We start from the raw sequence: 16,560 nt of genomic DNA on the forward strand, positions 1-16,560 counted from the left end.
ATTGGGTTTTCAACTCTCAAGTGATCGTTGTTGGTTGGGTTAATCGAAAAGCTCTTGTAATTGTTGGAGCAGCAGCTGTCGTATCTCCTCTGCACGGGATGAATCCTTCGACTCGCAATACATCCTGATAAACGGCTCAGTCCCCGATGGGCGGATGAGCGCCCATGCATCATTCCACCGGATATGTATTCCATCAATCTCGTTTATTGTCTGGTGGGAGCAGATCGATCTCGCTTTTTCCAGCAGGGCATCTGCGTTTTCTGAATGGATCTTGTCTTTCAGCATGGTGTATGAGGGGATGAGTGTAGCAAGACTGGAGAGTTTCTGTCCCGATTCTGCCATATACGCTGCCATTGCAGCTGCTGTCATCCCCCCGTCACGGCAGAACTGGTGTTTTGGAAAGATAAGGCCGCCGTTTCCTTCCCCTCCAAATGCAACATCATGGCCCTCCTCAAGAAGTTTCAGCATGGTTCTTGCGACATAGATGCTCCCAACCCGGGTATACATCGTTCTGCATCCATGCTTTTCTCCCACCTCCCGGATCAGATCAGACGTGCTGATGGGAGTGACAATTATTCCGGGGTTTCTGCTGCATACGGACTCTGCGAGAAGTGCAAAGGCTGTATTTTCATTCAAAAACAAACCGTTTTCATCGACAAAGACCGCACGGTCGGCGTCGCCGTCATGAGCAACCCCAACATCAGCACCTGTTGCCAGCACTGTTTCGGAGAGGAGAGCGAGGCCTTCAGGGTCCGGCTCAGGCAGCCTTCCCGGGAAATTACCGTCGAACCGGCCGTTGATGGTATGCACAGTGCACCCCATCCGCCTGAGGATTGCGGGTGTCGTCGCAGCAGCAGGTCCTGATCCAGGATCGACAACGACTGTTAATCCCCGACAGCAGTTCTCAGGGAAACGGGAGATGATTGCATGTATGTACTCTTCAAGCCGATGGCTCTCGTTACTCAGTGAACCGACGTTTCTCCAGTCTTGTATGGGTACCTCGCCTGAGAAGAGAGATGCTTCCAGCTGGATGGTCCGGTCATCATCCATCTCGGTACCATCTGCCTCAATGACTTTGACCCCGTTGTACTCGGGCGGGTTATGCGAGGCGGTGATCATCGCCCCTCCATCATAATACTCCCTGACAAGGTACTGGAGCGCAGGTGTTGGAAGAATGCCGAGATCGACAACATCACATCCAGTTGCCAGAAGGCCGGCCTTCATGGCTGAGGCAAGGGCTTCCCCTGAGGTTCTGGTATCTCTCCCAAGGGCTATCTTCCCCTTTAGCATTGTTCCAAGTGAGAGGCCGATCTTCATCACCAGTTCCGGGTTCATATCCTCTCCTATAATGCCACGGACGCCGTTTGTCCCGAAGAGTACCTTTTCTGCCTTTCTCTCATTCGTCAGTTGTGTCATCTTCTCTCTCCTCTTCTGTGTTGTCTGTGTCAGTTGGTTCAGCCTGTATGCCGGCCTGGTTGTCTGGCTCCCGGGCAGACTGGCCGGAGCGTTCCCTGAGCAGGACATTGGCCGAGTCGCCGAGTTTCTTCATGATCTCTGTGATGCGGTCTTCGATCTCGATCTCCTCATCTATCTCGATGGAGGTTGCCTCCACCTCAAGGAGAAACCTTGCAATCTCACTTGATTCAAACAGGATGTCGTCAAGTTCATCGAGGGTAAAAAACCCGCACATTGCACCATAAAAGAATGTTGCCCCGGATTTCCTGACTTTTCGCTTAAATGAGGTGCGGGCCTGGTTGACTGCCTGTGGTGAATAGGGCTCCTGCATGAAAGGAACGAGTTTTGGGAGGTTCTCCCCGATGAATGTCATCTCCGCACCGGCTGTTGTTTTAAAGTCCGAGCAGAGGCGGGCTATTGCCCATTCACGTGCAGTCACATAGGTGTGCTTCCTGAGAAACTGGTTTACTTTCCGGTACGTTGCGCCGTCAACTTTCCTGAATTTCCGGTATTTGGAGATCTCTTCACTCCTGTCATCCTGGTTATCGGCCCATGCATCACTCGGATCATTCATTTCAGGTACCTCGTATTCTCTTCAACGGGCTTGAAGGTTATGAGTCGTTATTGGAAGGGTTCTTGTTTGGGTGCGTTTGGGTGATTTTTGGGTGTTTGAGGATTCAGTACCCGGGGTCAGGATCCGGGGTACTGAGGACCTGGTTTTCACCACTTTAACATATAGCATCATATGGTTTATAGATGCCGATCTTTCATGACTTCTGAAAACGATTAAATGAATTTTATGATTTTTCTATACCTGAAACTCTCTTTTCCGGGATCTTTGGAGGTGCTATGTGGGGTGAGTGAGTGAGTGAGTGAGTGAGTATGCTGCTCCGGAGGGGGCCGGCCGCTCTTTTTCCATGAAGGGGAAAGGGAAGAAGAGGAAGAGAAAGGGGAAGATGAGAAGGATGAAGAGGAGGGAGAGGGGATGAAAGAGGGAGAGGGCCCAATGGTACATCGGAGCGGGGCTACTCCGTATTTGCGTGCCAGAAAACCCTCCTACCGGCCCTACCTCGCCCGCAGGTGCTTCGCAAGGGGGGTTCGAGCTTGGATGATGGCGTGCAGATAATCACGATCACCTCCTTTTGAAGCATCTATGCCATGCGGGAACGGGGCTGGTGGGGCAATGACTGATCATCATTGCCGTTAGTGGCCTGGTCATCTGCTGAGCTTCTGCTGAGGTATTGCTGTTGAATGGGGGTTGTGCCGGGTGTGGCAGCAGGTAGGGGGACCTGGTGCAGAGTGGCTGGTTGCCAGTACTCTCATTTTGATCCCTGGGTCGGCAACCCGGGTAGGGGGGTGGCTGGTTTGTCCAGTTTGCGAGCATGAAGATAAGGAACTATGGAAGGGGAAGAGAGAGTGAGGAAGGGAGTTAGGGCGTGATGGAGTAAGAGAGTGAGAGAGTGAGAGAGAATGAAAGGTAGCGAACCTTCCCGCCTCCTCTCCTCCGTCTTTACCTCGGCCGGGATTATTTGGCAGGGTCTTGAATCAATCGTGGATGATCAACCCGATGACTGTGGATGAGCAATCTGATCACAAGCCTGGGTGGCGGGCCTGGAAATTTCCCATCAATTTATTGGCGATTTAAAGGATTTTTTTCAAGCTTTATGATGTATTGCATGAGAATGTCAAAAAAGATCGATTATATGGCGAATATGAAGTTTCTTTATATAGGAGTTGCAACCGGAGTCTGCAAACCCGTCAGGTGATGGTTGGCTGAGCCGGTTACTTGGAGTTCAGGAGGTTGCTGGTGGTTCAGGGGAATTGCTGGTGAGCTTTTGTGATATGTGGGGGCAGGGGGGTAGCGGTTGCCTGCCTGGGTGAGGGGGCAGCAGGTATTCCTGTTGGCAGATCGTGATCGCTCGTATCCATGATCTCTTGTTTCATGATCTCTAGCATGCCTCGGTCGCAGAATGTGACTGTCTATTGGATGCTGAGATGGGATCCATGTATGATCTATTCATGATCTACTCATGATCCACGTATGATCCGACAATTCTCAAAAAAAGCACATTTGACCTTATTTCATCTATTGGGTGTCAATATGTGCTTAAAATGAGTCCGCTGAAAACTGCTATTTTTTGCGCAGAATGGTTATTCTGCGAAATTGCCCGCAACAGATCCCATTCGCTACCTCATCAGCCAAATCAGTTGCCTGGTGAACCGGGGGCGACTCATGCACAACCCGTCCTTGACTCCTCCATCTCCTCCATCTCCATCTCCATTCCTCTTCCTCTACCTGCCATGTATGATCAAACCAGGCCTTATGGTGTATCATTGATGTATTATTGATTTCTGATTGATATCCATTGATGTAGGTCAGAGAAAGGTCTTATGAATTATTTTGACTTTGGCTATACAAATGCGGCAAGTGAAGGATTCAATAACAAGATTGTCAATGTGATCAAACGGGCTGCATTTGGCTTCAGGGACCTGGATTACTTCATTTTGAAAATACGACGGAGCTGTAAGTTCAAAAAGTTTGTTTAAGAACAGAACAGAGCAAGGCATCTCCTGGCCATAGAGAGATGGTAAGATATGCCTTGATAGAGCAGAGCCGGTCACCGAACATCCTCCGGGGGGGCACTGCCATCCCCCCTTCGGAGTTCGGCGAAGGCGACCTATCGGTCACCAAGCGGGGCTGACCGCCCCGCTAGTAAGGATAGATGGCGCTTCGCGCCCCAACTCCTGTTACTGGGTCTCTCTCCCCTCTCAACTACAGTTTCTCATTCACTGTCGCTAGCGTAGAAAGGGATCTACAGTGAGGATGACACCAGAATATCCAGTTGATATTTGCTCAGGGATCAGGGAAGTTGGCGATCAGAAATTTGGAGAAGAGTCAAAAAATATTTCTTACTGGTCGCATATATTCGGATTATTCTGTTCGGAATTATACGAAATATGTGCTCTATAAACCATATGATGCTATATGTAAACTGGCTGAAGAATCATGACTTATTGACCTTATCTGGTCAACCTAATCGGGAGCGCCTGCTGGTACTCTTCCTCCTCCTCCTCCTCCGCTTCCTCTTCCTCCTGCCCCCCTGCTCCCTGCCTGATGTGTGTGGGGCACATTCTGCGCAATCTTCTTAAACCTGCATTCCTATCATACTACTATAATGCCCGCCCGCAAACGATCCTTCTCCCTCTGGATTCCGAGATACCTGAATCATCTGAAGATGAGGAACTACTCGGTGAAGACAATCGATACCTATGGCCGGGTACTCCTCGATTTCTCAACCTATTGTGCAGAGGTGCAGGGACTGGGCGATCCTGCTGTTGATACGGATGGGTATGATATCACTCAGTTCCTGGCAGAATCATCTGGTACACGAAGTCTCTCGGCAACCACCATGAACCGGTATATCTCAACACTCAACTCGTTCTACCGGTTTCTGGTTGGCCAGCAGGTTCTTCCAGCAAATCCGGTCCTCGGGGTGGACAGGCCAAAGATAAAGGGCCGGGAGCTATTGTACCTGAAACATGCCGATGTCGTCTCTCTCCTGGATGCAATCGAAAATACACGGGATCGTCTGATCATCCGGACAATCTATGCAACCGGTGTCCGTGTCTCGGAACTCTGCGGGATTTCGGTGAAAGATATAGATTTCCAGGAACAGACAATTCGGATTCAGGGCAAAGGTGACAAGATACGCACGGTCTTCATTGATGAGGAGACGCTTTCTGAGATCAGATCCTATCTTGGATCCAGAAAAAACGGCCCTCTTTTTACCGGCCATAATGGATCTCCACTCTCGCCACGCACCATTCAGCATATATTCAGGAAATACGCACCCTCAGGGATAACGCCACATAAAATCAGGCATAGTTATGCGAGCGAACTCTACAGGCGTTCACGAAACCTCAGGGTGGTGCAGGAGAATCTCGGCCACTCCTCGATAAAGACAACCGAGGTCTATCTGCATACAGATCTTGAGGAGCGCCGCCGTGTGTACCAGGATCACTTCCCGCTTTCAGGGAATCACGAGTCTGGGAATGCCAGGTGAGTCTTAAAAAAAAGGGCTCTGGTATTTGCGTGTCAGAAGCCCCCACCGCCCGCTTTCCCGTCCGCAAATGCTTCGCAAGGGAGTTTGAGCCGGATTGCCGCAGATGCTGGCGCGGGAGGGGCGGGAATGCTTCCGTCTGGCTTTCAGAGGAGATACGCCCCGATTCCTTTGGAATCGCCTTTCAGGTTGCTCTGATGAGCACGGATAGATCTGCTCTGCCAGCCTGCCTCTTTCGCCGGACCCCGCCCCCCTATACCCGCGCCGCACCTGCTTCACTCATTCCTGATTATTTTGGTTGCTACATCGGGATCTCTACTCGGGATCTTCTCCCAGGTTCCGAAAAATTCAGGAAAAACACGGGTGATCAGAATTCTGGAGAAGAGTAAAAAAAAAGATCCTCGTATCAAGCGTTTTTTATCGTGATCTGAGCTGGCCGCCTTTTGCGATACTCTCAAGCGGAAGCTCCTGGAAGAGCACGATGACTGCTGCCGGATCAACACCAAAGCTCTCGGCAATGGATTGTGTACATTCTGATGCAACTCTCTGTTTCTGTTCAACCGTCTTTCCTTCTGCCATTTGTATGGTTATAACAGGCATATCTATACAAGAGGCGTTCGTTCATAAAACCGTTTTCTGCCCGGGGCTGAAAACCCGGGTTTTCCTGGATAATCCAATATCCGGATAGAAAAGGGCTGCCACCAGGCCGGAACAGGAAGGGTTTTGTGGTAATTTACCATTTTTTGCTTGATTTTCCTTCTGAAACCCACTTGAATGTGGCTGATTGAATAAAGATGCCAAATAAGGCGAGGAGTAGGCCGATAATTGTAAAGATAATAATCGTGTGCACTCCTCCATCTGCTGCGATTGGAAAATCAGGGATGTTACTGATGGAGAGCAGGTAGCTGCTGGCTCCATACACAATTGTTCCAATCGCGCCAATAAAGAATGGCACTATCACGATTTTACCCAGGTGCTCGGGCTCATGCAGGATGCTGTCGATGATCTTGCCAGCCATGGCAACCAGTCCACCCCCGACGAACCACCAGACGGATCCGTAGATAAAGGCTGCGACAAAAAGGAGGATGCCAGCATCTTCTGGGTAATAGACGAGCAGGCTTGTCAGCCCCAGGATCACGCCAACAATTGTGATCAGCGCTGCTGAGATATAAGCGACAAAACTGAAACTTCCTTTCTCAAAAGAATGTTGCAGGCCCGAGAAGAGATAGCCGAAAAACTCGTCTATGCCAAAGCCCTTGAAGAGGAGATAAATGCCGACTGCGCCAACGACGATGAATGTTGCAAGATCCGGCCTGCCCCAGAGATATGCCGCAGAATAGAGGAGCATGGCAAGGCCAACAGGAACCAGCACCACACGGGCGATCTTGGGATCATCAAGGAGTTTTTTGATGATGTAGTATGTCCCTTCAAGATTTGGCATCTGGGCGACGATCACACGCCTGACACTCTCGACTGGGATTTTGGACTGGATAATCGGGAGGATATAATCATCCTCTGCACCATCTGAAACGAGAATGCATGAAGCTGCATCTGTCTGACCAATAATCTGCGAGAGGGCTTCCGCAATCCGGCGGTCGCCTTCTAGCATATTCATGTGATTGCCGCCAATAACTGCAACCACCACATCCTCGCCTTTTGCTGCAAGCTCGTCATATGTTTTGACAGCCTGGAATATGGCATTCACATCGGAATCTTCAGGATCAGCAAGGCCCAGTTTTGTTGCAGCCTGCAGGACTGCCTCTCTTCCGATAACCGGGCTCTCGACTCCCGCTTTATATCCAATATCGTCATCGCGATCGACACTGAGGATGAGTGTTCTCCTCTTCTGCATCACAGATCACATGTACGTATTAGGATAATAATGTTGTTTTGTCAAACCGGGTTTGATTCACGAAAAAAACCTCTGTTTCATAATCACTCTGCAGCAATGGAGTGAGAATAAAAAACGGGTGGCCTGATAATCCAGATGAATCACGGTGCAGCCTGCAGCTGCTTCACGTCAAATATATACGTCCAATTGGCGTAATTGTGGCAAAAAGGCCTTAAAAAAAATTAAATGAGTTTGGATCTCTGAAGAAGGAGGAGGTCGTCAGTTGTGAGTTTCTCGCCGCTCTTGAAGGAGTTAAAGATCTTCTCAGCTTCCATTCTGACCGTCTTATTCTCTTTGACCGCTTTGACCTTCTTGGTCTTCGTCCTCATGCCGCTGATGACCTTATCGTAGTCACGGAGCTCTTTCTGGCATTCGATGAAGGCCTTGTGCTCTGCATCCGCTGCTTCCTGGGCCTCAACAAATGCACGGTGTTTTGCATCTGCCTCTTCCCGTGACTTATCGGCTTTGCGGTAGCAGTCCACCATCAGGTCATGGTGGGTCTGGGCAAGCTCTGCACTCTCTGTCACTTTCAGATGAAGATCGGATGCCTCTTTCCGGAGATCGCGGGCATCCTGGAGTTTGGCGCGGATCTCTTTGTTCTGTTCGAGCTCGGCTTCCTGCTCCCGGACCTGGCCCTTCATCTGTTTGATCTTCTCAACGAGTTCCCGCTCCTTATCGGAACTCATCGCCTCGGTCTGCTGTTTGAACTCAAGAAATTCAATCTGACGCTGGATATCCTTGACCTGGCCCTTTTTGATGTTGCCATGCTCTTTTTTATACTCTTCGAGCTCCTCAAAGAGCTGGTTGGCCTTCTCATTCAGGACGTTCCTTTTATCCTTCAGATCAGAGACATCCTTGTTGTTTGAATCCCGAAGCTCTTTGTGGTTCTGAGCTTCTTCGACAAACTGGCGCGTCTGATTGTTCAACTCATTCCGCTCGCGTGCGCATTTGCTTGCAAGTGCATTGAGTTCATTTCTGCGGTTCTTGTGCTGTTCAGATTCAGCAAGTATGGTCTTCCTCTTGTCAACGAGATCGTTCAACATGCTCAACAATCCTCAAATATCGATACAATTGCCTCTGGACGGAGGAATGGATCACGAACACCCATTATTGCCGGATCGCCTGCTAGAGCAGATCTCAGCAGGGAAAAAACAGGCAGCAACTCACCTGAGTGCTGATACGCGTAAACCATTCTGTTCAACCTCCGATGCGAAAAGCCGTGAAACACGTCTATCTGGTAGCGGATGGTGATGCCGGAACCAGAGGCAATGATACGACTTTCTATAAGTAAAGGTTAAGACTGCTATTAAAACTATCGTATCTCAGGAAATGGATGCGATTTACGTGGCAAAGAACCTGAAAAGGAAAGAAAAAATGGTTTTGTATTACATCACCCAGTCAAGGAGGCTTCCTGACCGCGAGTCAGCGACACCACGTCCGGCACTCCGGGCAGGAGTGGCTGCTTCCGGCTGCCTGAGGCTGGTTGACTGAACCGAGAAGCTTGGATGTCCTCCTAATATCTGCGGGCTCTGGACGCCTGTCATGATCGCCATCACACGCACTTTCCCTTCATAGTCGTTCCTGACGCGCGCGCCCCAGATGACGTCTGCATGTGGATCGAGTTCATAGGTAAGCTGGCTGGCAATTTCTTCTGCATCATGCAGCGTCAGATCGTTTCCTCCGGTGATGTGGATGAGACATCCGGTTGCTCCGCGGTAGTCGATATCAAGAAGCGGGTGGTCGAGACATTCGCGGACGACACTCTCTGCCTTGTTCTGCTGCTTACTCTCTCCAACGAGCATCACGGCAAGTCCTCCCTTGCTCATTGTTGCCCGGACATCGGCATAGTCGATATTGATGAGGGAGGGTTCTGTGATCGTCTCGCTGATTCCTTTCACGGTTTCAGAGATAAGCTGGTCCATGACAGAGAATGCCTGGCCAAGCGGCAGGTTCGGGACAAAGTTTTTCAGCCTGTTGTTGTCGAGAACGATGACCGAATCTGCAGCATTCCGGATGGATTCAAGGCCTTCCTCTGCCTTGAGCATACGCGCCTTTTCAACCTGGAACGGATAGCTTACCATTGCAACAACGATAGCTCCCTGCTCTTTTGCAATCTGTGATACAACAGGTGCAGATCCGGTTCCGGTTCCGCCGCCCATGCCTGCGGTCACGAAGACAAGATCTGCAGATTCAAGCAGGCCTTCAAGTGTTGGCCTGGCCATCTCGGCAGCACGTCTGCCCACATCCGGGAAACCGCCTGCGCCAAGGCCTTTTGTCAATGACTTTCCAATCAGGACGCGTTTGTCAGACTGGACCATGTCAAGGTGCTGCTTGTCAGTGTTGATTGCAATCGTTTCAGCACCTGCAACCTGCATGTGGTGAAGGCGGTTTACCGTGTTGTTCCCCGCGCCACCACACCCGATGATGACAATACGTGGATTGCCCAGCACTTCGTCGTCATCAATAATCGATGACTTCATCCGTTCTTTATCAAGTTCTGCATGTTTTAGAGCTTCATTAATAATTGTCTGCATTGTACAACCCCTCTTTACAATTGTAATGACGTGACCTGATCGCTCTCCCGCATTACCCGATCTCCATGCTTTGAGAGGAGTTCCCGTACTGCATAGCGTACTGCTTCGGAAACTGTTGGGAACTCTCCTGCCGCAACCAGTTTATCCAGCATCTCGATCTGTTGTCTGGGCAATCGAATAGTGATCCTGTCCATTTTTCACTCCTGTCAGACACTTGTCACATTTTTATATGCCATCTGTCTGACACCAAGCGCACAATCGTCTGATCTTAGTAATCAGATGTTTGTAGATGCACTCCTATACTATATATAGGTTTCGAAATACTCTGTCTGACCTCAAAAGAGACGTATTCAGAACGCTTTTATCCCAAACAATACAAAATAAATTGAGTATGCGCTATCCAGTTTTCTCTGTCAGCCACACCTCTTCTGCCGGGTGGTATCCCGCATGACACTTCGTCACCCCCCAGGGAGACAGACTCATGGCGGATTTATCAGAAGGCTCCGTTCCAGGGGAGAACATACAGAAATAACCGACTTCAGCGCAAGCTTAAATCCCTTCCCCCCACAATGTGACTGGAATCCTCTGTCATGTGATATCAGTGATTATCCGGATGATACCTACACACTACTCAAAGAGACGATCGGCAGGGCGTATTCCCGGGATCCATCCGAGATCGCAGTCGGCAATGGGTCAGTTGAGCTGATCAGGGTGTATGCCCAGGTCATGCTTGGCCCGGGAAAAACGGCATTCATAGAGCAGCCGACATTTGGTGAGTATATCCAGTCAGTCATCCTCGCGGGAGGATCTGTTACTGACAACCCCTCTGGTGAGGCATCTGTCAGATACCTCTGCAATCCAAACAACCCAACAGGACTTTTGAAGAAGAAAGAAGAGATCATGGCAGTCCTCTCTGAATGCAACAGTACAGGCTCTGCTCTCTTCCTGGATGAAGCATTCATCGATCTCTCTGATCCTGACCAGAGCCTGGCAAAAACCCGGGACCCGGATCTCTTTGTCCTCCAGTCGCTGACAAAATCATTTGCTGTACCCGGAATCCGGTTTGGCTTTGGTTTTGGGGATCCGCTTTTAATTGATGCCATCGAGAAGACCCGCCCACCATGGACTGTCAACCGGTATGCCGAGACGTTTGCCATTGAAGCTCTCTCTCACCTTCCGGAACTTGGGGAATCAAGAAGAAAAATTGCAGCTGAGCGGGAGTACCTTGCCGACTCTCTCCAATCACTTGGGTATTCCCCCCATCCCTCCCACACAAACTATATTCTTGTTGATACCGGAAAAGACGCAGGCGATCTCACAGAGAGGCTGTTGTCAATGGGTGTTCTTGTGCGCGACTGTACATCATTTGGACTTGTGGAGACCATCCGTGTTGCTGTCAGAACGCGGGAGGAGAACCGGATTCTTATTGAGGCACTGGCTGCATGCGCGTATTGATTATGGCAGGCGGGGAAGGATCCCGCCTGAATATGGGAGAGAAGCCGCTCGTCCGAATCGCGGATAAACCAATGATAAGCTGGGTTATCGATGCCTATATCGGGGCTGGGTGTGACCCGGTCGTTATAACCTCACGGAAGACCCCGTATACACAAAACTGGTGCAGGGCAAACAGTATCCCGTTTGTCTCCACCCATGGCAGGGGCTATCTTGAGGATCTCTCTCTGGCTGTTCTGACCCTGGAAGAGACAGGCCCGTTCTTCACTTCCGTTTCTGACATACCATGCCTTCGTGCCGATACGATATGCGCGATCCGGGATGCCTATCAACAATCAGGGAAGGAAGCCTGCTCTACGTGGATTCCAGTAGTGCTCTGTCAGAGATTTGGGACAGAACCGCGCTACCAGGATGATATTGATGGTATACCAGCCAGCCCTGCCGGGATCAATATACTGCATGGCTCCTGTATGGGCAGTGAACAGGATGAATTGAAGCTTCTCCTCCAGGAACAGGGGCTTGTCTTTAATGTGAATACCCAGTCCGAACTGGCACTCATCGAAGAACACTTCCATTCGGTTATGAACGAGCATCCATCTGCATCACCGTTTTCATAAAAAACTATAATCGGATTGGATAGTCAGAATACATATATCGAACTCTGCTGAATAGTTAGGTATGGACCATTTGCGGGAGATGGAGCTCGAGGGCCATATCATTGACTCCGGCATCATGACACGGGTATTTGACCGTGTTATGGATATGGGCGGGGATTTTGAGATTATTACCTTTGAAGTTGGGAAAAGAAAAGCTGATACCAGTTATGCCCGTCTGGAGATCTCAGCAGCAACCGAGGAGAAACTTGACCAGATCGCCAGTGAACTGCACCGCTATGGTGCACGGCTGATTGAGGCAGACACCATACGGCTTGTGGCAGCAGAAGCCGATCGTGTGGTTCCAAAGGGGTTTTACTCAACGACCAATCATCCGACCTCTCTCTGGTATAATGATGAATGGATCCCTGTTGAGAATATCGAGATGGACTGCATTCTTGTTGTAGATCCAGCAACACAGCGGGCATTCTGCACGCCCCTCTCAAAACTGCGGAGAGGCGACTGTGTTGTTATCGGGGAGAAAGGTGTCAGGGTCGTCTACCCGGAGCGCCCGCGCGAAACCGGTATGTTTGAGTTCATGCATGGCCAGGTTTCATCAGAGCGCCCCAGTGAAACCATTGTCAAAAAGATCGCAGATGAGCTTCTCAAGGTGAAGGAGAAGGGCCTGAAGGTTGCACTTGTCGGAGGCCCTGCCATTGTTCATACGGGAGCAGGCGAGGCTCTTGCAGCCCTGATCCGTGAAGGATATATTGACGTACTCTTCAGTGGCAACGCCCTTGCCACCCATGATATCGAATATAACCTCTTTGGCACGTCACTTGGCATGGATCTCAAGACAGGGGATCTCATCACGGGAGGCCATAAACACCATATTTATGCGATAAGTGAAGTGATGCGTGCCGGATCGATACCAGAAGCGGTTGAGCATGGCATCATCACTGGCGGCATCATGTATGAATGTGTCCGGTCAGGGATTCCGTATGTGCTTGCCGGCTCAATCCGGGACGACGGGCCCCTGCCTGATGTGATCACCGATGTGGTACAGGCGCAGGACGCGATGAGGGAGCATATCGGTGAATGCGGAATGGTGCTCATGATCGGCACCCTTCTCCATTCCGTTGCTGTCGGCAACAGCCTCCCGTCCTATGTGAAGACGATCTGTGTCGATATCAATCCCGCATCAGTGACAAAACTGATGGATCGGGGTACAACCCAGGCGATTGGTGTGGTTTCAGATGCTGGATCCTTTATTCCTGCCCTCCACAGGGCACTGAACCAGAGTCGGGAATAGGCGGGACGGGCTACCGGGTGAGTGGCATACACCAGGGCTTTTCATGCAGAAGGACATATTCCCACTCCTCCCTGCACCTGCATTCTTTTTCAAAGACCTGCTGCAGAAGACGCCGGTCAAAGCTAAGGGAATAGTCGTCAAGTGCTTTTTTGATATCATAATCACAGGTTCCGCAATTATGCGGCCCGCGTATAAAACCGCCACCGACGGGATCGCAGCTGACCCGTTCATCAGACTGGAGGAGAACCATAAGTGCGCTCCAGAGGTACGGGGGGCGGTATGCCCCTCTCTTCCAGTAATACTCAAGTTCAGTTCTCTTCTGAACAGTACAGAGATTCATTGAAATGAGGTCGCTATAGGGCGCGCAATCTGCAATAGATCTCTTCATGTCGTTGACTGCCTCCTGTTCGGTGAGGAAGAGCGGTTTCATCATCAGGTAGGACTTGACGCCAACACCATGGTCATGTGCAACAGTGGATGCCCTGATAAAGTCTGCAAAAGAGAAGCCTTTCTCAATAGACTTCTCACGTATCCGGTCATCTGACGTCTCCAGCCCCATTGCGACATAGAGCGGCATCTGGTGATCTCCTGTATCAATGAGATCAGAGAACCTGCTGATCTCATCGCTGGTGACATACTCCGGACGGGTTTCGGCGATAACAATCTTTCCTTTCATCAGGCTTCCAAGACGGTCCCGAACTGCTGAGGGCACCTCAACGCTGTCAAAGAAACTGCCGGATGTGAAGATTTTTACAATATCGTACTCTTCAGATCGATACTCCTCCTCAACCCATTGTACCTGGGCAAGCATCTTCCGTGTGAGCTCATCCTTGTCTATGGCATGGTATCGTTCAAACCGGTACCCGCACATCCTGCACCGGTTATAGCGGCAACCGCCTGATTTCAGGATGATAGTCAGGCTTTTTCCAATGTCGCTTCCAATTCTGTCCTTCCCCATCCATGCGGCGAGGGGTTTTTCAACTGCCCGGGATACCATTAAAACCATATACTGATGATATCTCGATCATGAAAAAGGTCGCACTGATAGTACTACTGCTCTTCTTCTTCTCTGTGGCCACAGCAGAAGCGTACTCGTTCCAGTTCCTGGGAGCACCACGGGATACGGGGAGCCTGACAGGGAATGTTGGTGATCCGCTTCTGATCGAGGCGAGATCGCCAAACATCCCTTCTGGTATCACCATGACTCTGCGGGTCACCGGTCCTTCACGCTATCATTATACCGCACAGATGGTTGTTCAGGATGAAGGGTATTTCAGTCACCAGTTTGAGACGCTCGGCCTGCAAGAGGGAAGATACCGGTTTGAGGTACATAGTTCGCCGGATTATCCACTCGGTGGTATGAGAAACTGGTTTGAGCTCAGCCTCGTGGACAGATCCCTCTTTCTCAGGATGCTCTCTCCTCTGCAGCAGGAGTATGATGGCTGGCTCTCGGTTAACGGGATGATTGATGAACACGGGGCTGCCGGTGTTGAACTGACAGTTACTGGCCCGTCAGGCAACTACTTCGGCCCGCGCTATATCGCAACCGATCCCATGGGCCGCTTCTACCAGTCGGTGCAGATTGACCGGGCCGGCACATATACTGCCACCATCGCTGATAGAAGAGGGACTATAGGGATCGTCACATTTAACGTATTCCATGAAGAGAAAACACCAGTCCCAACTCCCATATCGCCGCCATCAGAGGCGGTCAAGTCCGCATCCGCGTATGCGTCGCGTGATAGCCCTGCGCATTTTGTTGTCCAGACGGGAACGGGTCCTGTTACCCTCAGCACCTCGGTGGGTATAGACTGGGTGCTTGAGTATATCGATGAATCAGGTACATTGCATGTTGTTCATGAGGCTGGATCAGACAAAGCCGAGCGGGTGACATTCACCGGGAGTGGTGGACGGGTCTATGTGCGGGCATATCCGGATGGTACAGACGAGGGAAGATTCCATCTCTATGGGCAGAACGTCGTCTCATTAACCTCCAGCACCGCCCCGGCAGATCGGTTCCCGGAACTCCGGCCGCCTGAACATACTCCTGCTGAAGAATCTCCCGCGCCCGTGCTCCTCCCTCTTCTTGCACTGGCTGTATTGATCGGATTTCGGGCATCCCGCCCATAATCTCTTATTTGTCCAGAACCAATACATAGAAGGGCCGGGGTAGTCTAGTCCGGAAAGGCGGTGGCCTTGAAAGCCACTGGTGTCTCACCTCGGGAGTTCAAATCTCCCCCCCGGCGCTCTGAATTCTTTTCAAAACAGATATTCTGGATCCTTTTGGTCATGGAATAAAAAAGTGAAGTAGTTCTGTTGTTTGCTTACCGGTTCGCCTTCGTCTCTTCTTCTGCCTTGAGCAGGTCAATTAAGGGCGTCTCCCGTCTCCCCGGGACAACCCGGCGGATAAACTCCTCGATCCTCACCCGTTCGCTGATATCGCGGATGGCAAGCACCGCCCCATAGATTGTATCCTCATCGTCATGGATTCGGGCGGCAGTGTACTCCACATATCGTCTTGTTCCATCTTTTGCCACAAGAACAAGCTTATCTTCAGATGTTATCGTATCCTCGGTCAAAAGTGCATTCTCTATAGGATCGGCAGCTTCAGTGCTGGTATCCTCTGACTCTATTGCAAGAATCCGTGAAGCCGGCTGCATGATCGCCTCTTCTGCGGCAACCCCGGTCAGCTCTTCTGCAACCGGGTTCATGAATTTCACCCGCCCCGCAGTGTCGGTTGCGATGATTCCCTCTCCAATGCTATTGATCATCGTCTGGATCCAGCGATCACTTTCACGGATTTTCTTCTCCATTGCGGCTTTATGAAGCGCGATCTCAATGACACTGATCACATTCGGCTCTTCAAACGGCTTCAGGATATATCCATATGGCTCGGTCAGTTTTGCCCGATCAATGGTGCTCCTGTCAGCATATGCGGTCAGATAGACGATCGGAATCCCCATCTCTTCCTTAATGATGCCTGAAGCGGTGATGCCGTCCATCTCACCTTTCAGCACGATATCCATAATAATGATATCGGGTTTGTGCTGCCGTATCTTTTCAATTGCCTCTTCAGCGTAGCTCGAGATGCCCAGGACGCTATAGCCTCGTGACTGCAGGCGTCTCTGTAAGTCCATGGCAACGATCGATTCATCCTCTACAATCCATACCCGGGGTTCTGCCATCTGCCTGTTCCTCCACGTAAATGATAGTAGTGATCTGCAGGTTATATATAATATACCGGGTTCTTGCGGAAGCGTAG

The 16,560-nt window shown here is 50.6% G+C and carries 16 protein-coding genes, 1 tRNA gene and 1 pseudogene; 7 read left to right on the plus strand and 11 right to left on the minus strand.

Features of this window, described 5'->3' with window-relative positions; translation table 11 throughout:
- Positions 1–39: 39 nt before the first annotated feature.
- The 3 genes from glmM to ABCO64_RS08045 form a co-directional block, all read right to left on the minus strand.
- Positions 40–1,416 carry a phosphoglucosamine mutase gene (gene glmM / locus ABCO64_RS08035; protein WP_253461065.1) on the minus strand — a complete coding sequence of 459 codons (1,377 nt, stop codon included), beginning with the start codon at positions 1,414–1,416 and terminating at the stop codon, positions 40–42.
- Complete coding sequence (locus ABCO64_RS08040) at positions 1,397–2,029, minus strand: DUF5806 family protein (protein WP_253461062.1); 633 nt, start codon at positions 2,027–2,029, stop codon at positions 1,397–1,399. The genes glmM and ABCO64_RS08040 overlap by 20 nt, the downstream gene beginning before the upstream one ends.
- Before the next feature lie 1,238 nt (positions 2,030–3,267).
- Positions 3,268–3,399, minus strand: a complete 132-nt coding sequence (locus tag ABCO64_RS08045) for a hypothetical protein (protein ID WP_343089319.1) — start codon at positions 3,397–3,399, stop codon at positions 3,268–3,270.
- Positions 3,400–3,840: 441 nt separating this feature from the next.
- Between ABCO64_RS08045 and ABCO64_RS08050 the strand changes: the two are divergent.
- Positions 3,841–4,002: pseudogene (locus ABCO64_RS08050) on the plus strand (transposase); the annotation flags it as partial.
- 629 nt (positions 4,003–4,631) lie between these two features.
- Positions 4,632–5,519, plus strand: a complete 888-nt coding sequence (gene xerA / locus ABCO64_RS08055; protein WP_253459771.1) for a site-specific tyrosine recombinase/integron integrase — start codon at positions 4,632–4,634, stop codon at positions 5,517–5,519.
- A gap of 414 nt (positions 5,520–5,933) precedes the next feature.
- Here xerA and ABCO64_RS08060 read toward each other — a convergent pair whose 3' ends face one another.
- From ABCO64_RS08060 to ABCO64_RS08085, 6 genes are all read right to left on the minus strand, one after another.
- Complete coding sequence (locus ABCO64_RS08060; protein ID WP_253459769.1) at positions 5,934–6,116, minus strand: tautomerase family protein; 183 nt, start codon at positions 6,114–6,116, stop codon at positions 5,934–5,936.
- Positions 6,117–6,249: 133 nt separating this feature from the next.
- The gene (locus ABCO64_RS08065; protein ID WP_253459767.1) at positions 6,250–7,368 is read right to left on the minus strand and encodes a DUF373 family protein; all 1,119 of its coding nucleotides are present in this window, start codon (positions 7,366–7,368) and stop codon (positions 6,250–6,252) included.
- A 221-nt stretch (positions 7,369–7,589) separates the two neighbouring features.
- Positions 7,590–8,450 carry a coiled-coil protein gene (locus tag ABCO64_RS08070; RefSeq protein WP_253459765.1) on the minus strand — a complete coding sequence of 287 codons (861 nt, stop codon included), beginning with the start codon at positions 8,448–8,450 and terminating at the stop codon, positions 7,590–7,592.
- A gap of 2 nt (positions 8,451–8,452) precedes the next feature.
- Positions 8,453–8,599, minus strand: coding sequence for a hypothetical protein (locus ABCO64_RS08075; RefSeq protein WP_253459763.1), 147 nt, complete (start codon positions 8,597–8,599; stop codon positions 8,453–8,455).
- Between the two features lie 193 nt (positions 8,600–8,792).
- Positions 8,793–9,941 (minus strand): cell division protein FtsZ, encoded by a 1,149-nt coding sequence (gene ftsZ, locus ABCO64_RS08080; protein WP_253459760.1) that lies wholly within the window; start codon positions 9,939–9,941, stop codon positions 8,793–8,795.
- 14 nt (positions 9,942–9,955) lie between these two features.
- A complete protein-coding gene (locus ABCO64_RS08085) occupies positions 9,956–10,135 on the minus strand; it encodes a ribbon-helix-helix domain-containing protein (RefSeq protein ID WP_253459758.1) in 180 nt (59 codons plus the stop codon).
- A 253-nt stretch (positions 10,136–10,388) separates the two neighbouring features.
- Between ABCO64_RS08085 and ABCO64_RS08090 the strand changes: the two genes are divergently transcribed.
- The 3 genes from ABCO64_RS08090 to ABCO64_RS08100 all read left to right on the plus strand — a co-directional run bounded on the left by ABCO64_RS08090 (position 10,389) and on the right by ABCO64_RS08100 (position 13,298).
- The gene (locus ABCO64_RS08090; RefSeq protein WP_253459755.1) at positions 10,389–11,396 is read left to right on the plus strand and encodes a pyridoxal phosphate-dependent aminotransferase; all 1,008 of its coding nucleotides are present in this window, start codon (positions 10,389–10,391) and stop codon (positions 11,394–11,396) included.
- The gene (locus ABCO64_RS08095) at positions 11,384–12,010 is read left to right on the plus strand and encodes an NTP transferase domain-containing protein (RefSeq protein WP_253459751.1); all 627 of its coding nucleotides are present in this window, start codon (positions 11,384–11,386) and stop codon (positions 12,008–12,010) included. Before ABCO64_RS08090 ends, ABCO64_RS08095 begins: the two co-directional genes overlap by 13 nt.
- A 61-nt stretch (positions 12,011–12,071) precedes the next feature.
- On the plus strand, positions 12,072–13,298 hold the full coding sequence (locus ABCO64_RS08100) for an ornithine cyclodeaminase, nickel-pincer nucleotide-dependent (protein WP_253459748.1): 1,227 nt from the start codon (positions 12,072–12,074) through the stop codon (positions 13,296–13,298).
- 10 nt (positions 13,299–13,308) lie between these two features.
- Here the strand turns inward: ABCO64_RS08100 and ABCO64_RS08105 are convergent, their stop codons facing one another.
- Positions 13,309–14,304 carry an archaeosine biosynthesis radical SAM protein RaSEA gene (locus ABCO64_RS08105; RefSeq protein ID WP_343089320.1) on the minus strand — a complete coding sequence of 332 codons (996 nt, stop codon included), beginning with the start codon at positions 14,302–14,304 and terminating at the stop codon, positions 13,309–13,311.
- Between the two features lie 20 nt (positions 14,305–14,324).
- Between ABCO64_RS08105 and ABCO64_RS08110 the strand changes: the two genes are divergently transcribed.
- On the plus strand, positions 14,325–15,428 hold the full coding sequence (locus ABCO64_RS08110) for a hypothetical protein (protein ID WP_253459745.1): 1,104 nt from the start codon (positions 14,325–14,327) through the stop codon (positions 15,426–15,428).
- A gap of 33 nt (positions 15,429–15,461) precedes the next feature.
- A tRNA-Ser gene (locus tag ABCO64_RS08115) sits at positions 15,462–15,544 on the plus strand.
- Between the two features lie 78 nt (positions 15,545–15,622).
- On the opposite strand, the gene ABCO64_RS08120 is transcribed toward ABCO64_RS08115, so the two are convergent.
- On the minus strand, positions 15,623–16,483 hold the full coding sequence (locus ABCO64_RS08120; protein WP_253459742.1) for an ATP-binding response regulator: 861 nt from the start codon (positions 16,481–16,483) through the stop codon (positions 15,623–15,625).
- Between the last annotated feature and the right edge of the window lie 77 nt (positions 16,484–16,560).

Source organism: Methanocalculus natronophilus (assembly GCF_038751955.1).
GTDB classification, from domain to species: Archaea; Halobacteriota; Methanomicrobia; order Methanomicrobiales; family Methanocorpusculaceae; genus Methanocalculus; species Methanocalculus natronophilus.

Coding starts and splice junctions, on each gene's coding strand:
- glmM (WP_253461065.1), bottom strand. CDS start 1,416: ATGACACAACTGACGAATGAGAGAAAGGCAGAAAAGGTACTCTTCGGG.
- ABCO64_RS08040 (WP_253461062.1), bottom strand. CDS start 2,029: ATGAATGATCCGAGTGATGCATGGGCCGATAACCAGGATGACAGGAGT.
- ABCO64_RS08045 (WP_343089319.1), bottom strand. CDS start 3,399: ATGAAACAAGAGATCATGGATACGAGCGATCACGATCTGCCAACAGGA.
- xerA (WP_253459771.1), top strand. CDS start 4,632: ATGCCCGCCCGCAAACGATCCTTCTCCCTCTGGATTCCGAGATACCTG.
- ABCO64_RS08060 (WP_253459769.1), bottom strand. CDS start 6,116: ATGCCTGTTATAACCATACAAATGGCAGAAGGAAAGACGGTTGAACAG.
- ABCO64_RS08065 (WP_253459767.1), bottom strand. CDS start 7,368: ATGCAGAAGAGGAGAACACTCATCCTCAGTGTCGATCGCGATGACGAT.
- ABCO64_RS08070 (WP_253459765.1), bottom strand. CDS start 8,450: ATGTTGAACGATCTCGTTGACAAGAGGAAGACCATACTTGCTGAATCT.
- ABCO64_RS08075 (WP_253459763.1), bottom strand. CDS start 8,599: ATGGTTTACGCGTATCAGCACTCAGGTGAGTTGCTGCCTGTTTTTTCC.
- ftsZ (WP_253459760.1), bottom strand. CDS start 9,941: ATGCAGACAATTATTAATGAAGCTCTAAAACATGCAGAACTTGATAAA.
- ABCO64_RS08085 (WP_253459758.1), bottom strand. CDS start 10,135: ATGGACAGGATCACTATTCGATTGCCCAGACAACAGATCGAGATGCTG.
- ABCO64_RS08090 (WP_253459755.1), top strand. CDS start 10,389: ATGACACTTCGTCACCCCCCAGGGAGACAGACTCATGGCGGATTTATC.
- ABCO64_RS08095 (WP_253459751.1), top strand. CDS start 11,384: ATGCGCGTATTGATTATGGCAGGCGGGGAAGGATCCCGCCTGAATATG.
- ABCO64_RS08100 (WP_253459748.1), top strand. CDS start 12,072: ATGGACCATTTGCGGGAGATGGAGCTCGAGGGCCATATCATTGACTCC.
- ABCO64_RS08105 (WP_343089320.1), bottom strand. CDS start 14,304: ATGGTTTTAATGGTATCCCGGGCAGTTGAAAAACCCCTCGCCGCATGG.
- ABCO64_RS08110 (WP_253459745.1), top strand. CDS start 14,325: ATGAAAAAGGTCGCACTGATAGTACTACTGCTCTTCTTCTTCTCTGTG.
- ABCO64_RS08120 (WP_253459742.1), bottom strand. CDS start 16,483: ATGGCAGAACCCCGGGTATGGATTGTAGAGGATGAATCGATCGTTGCC.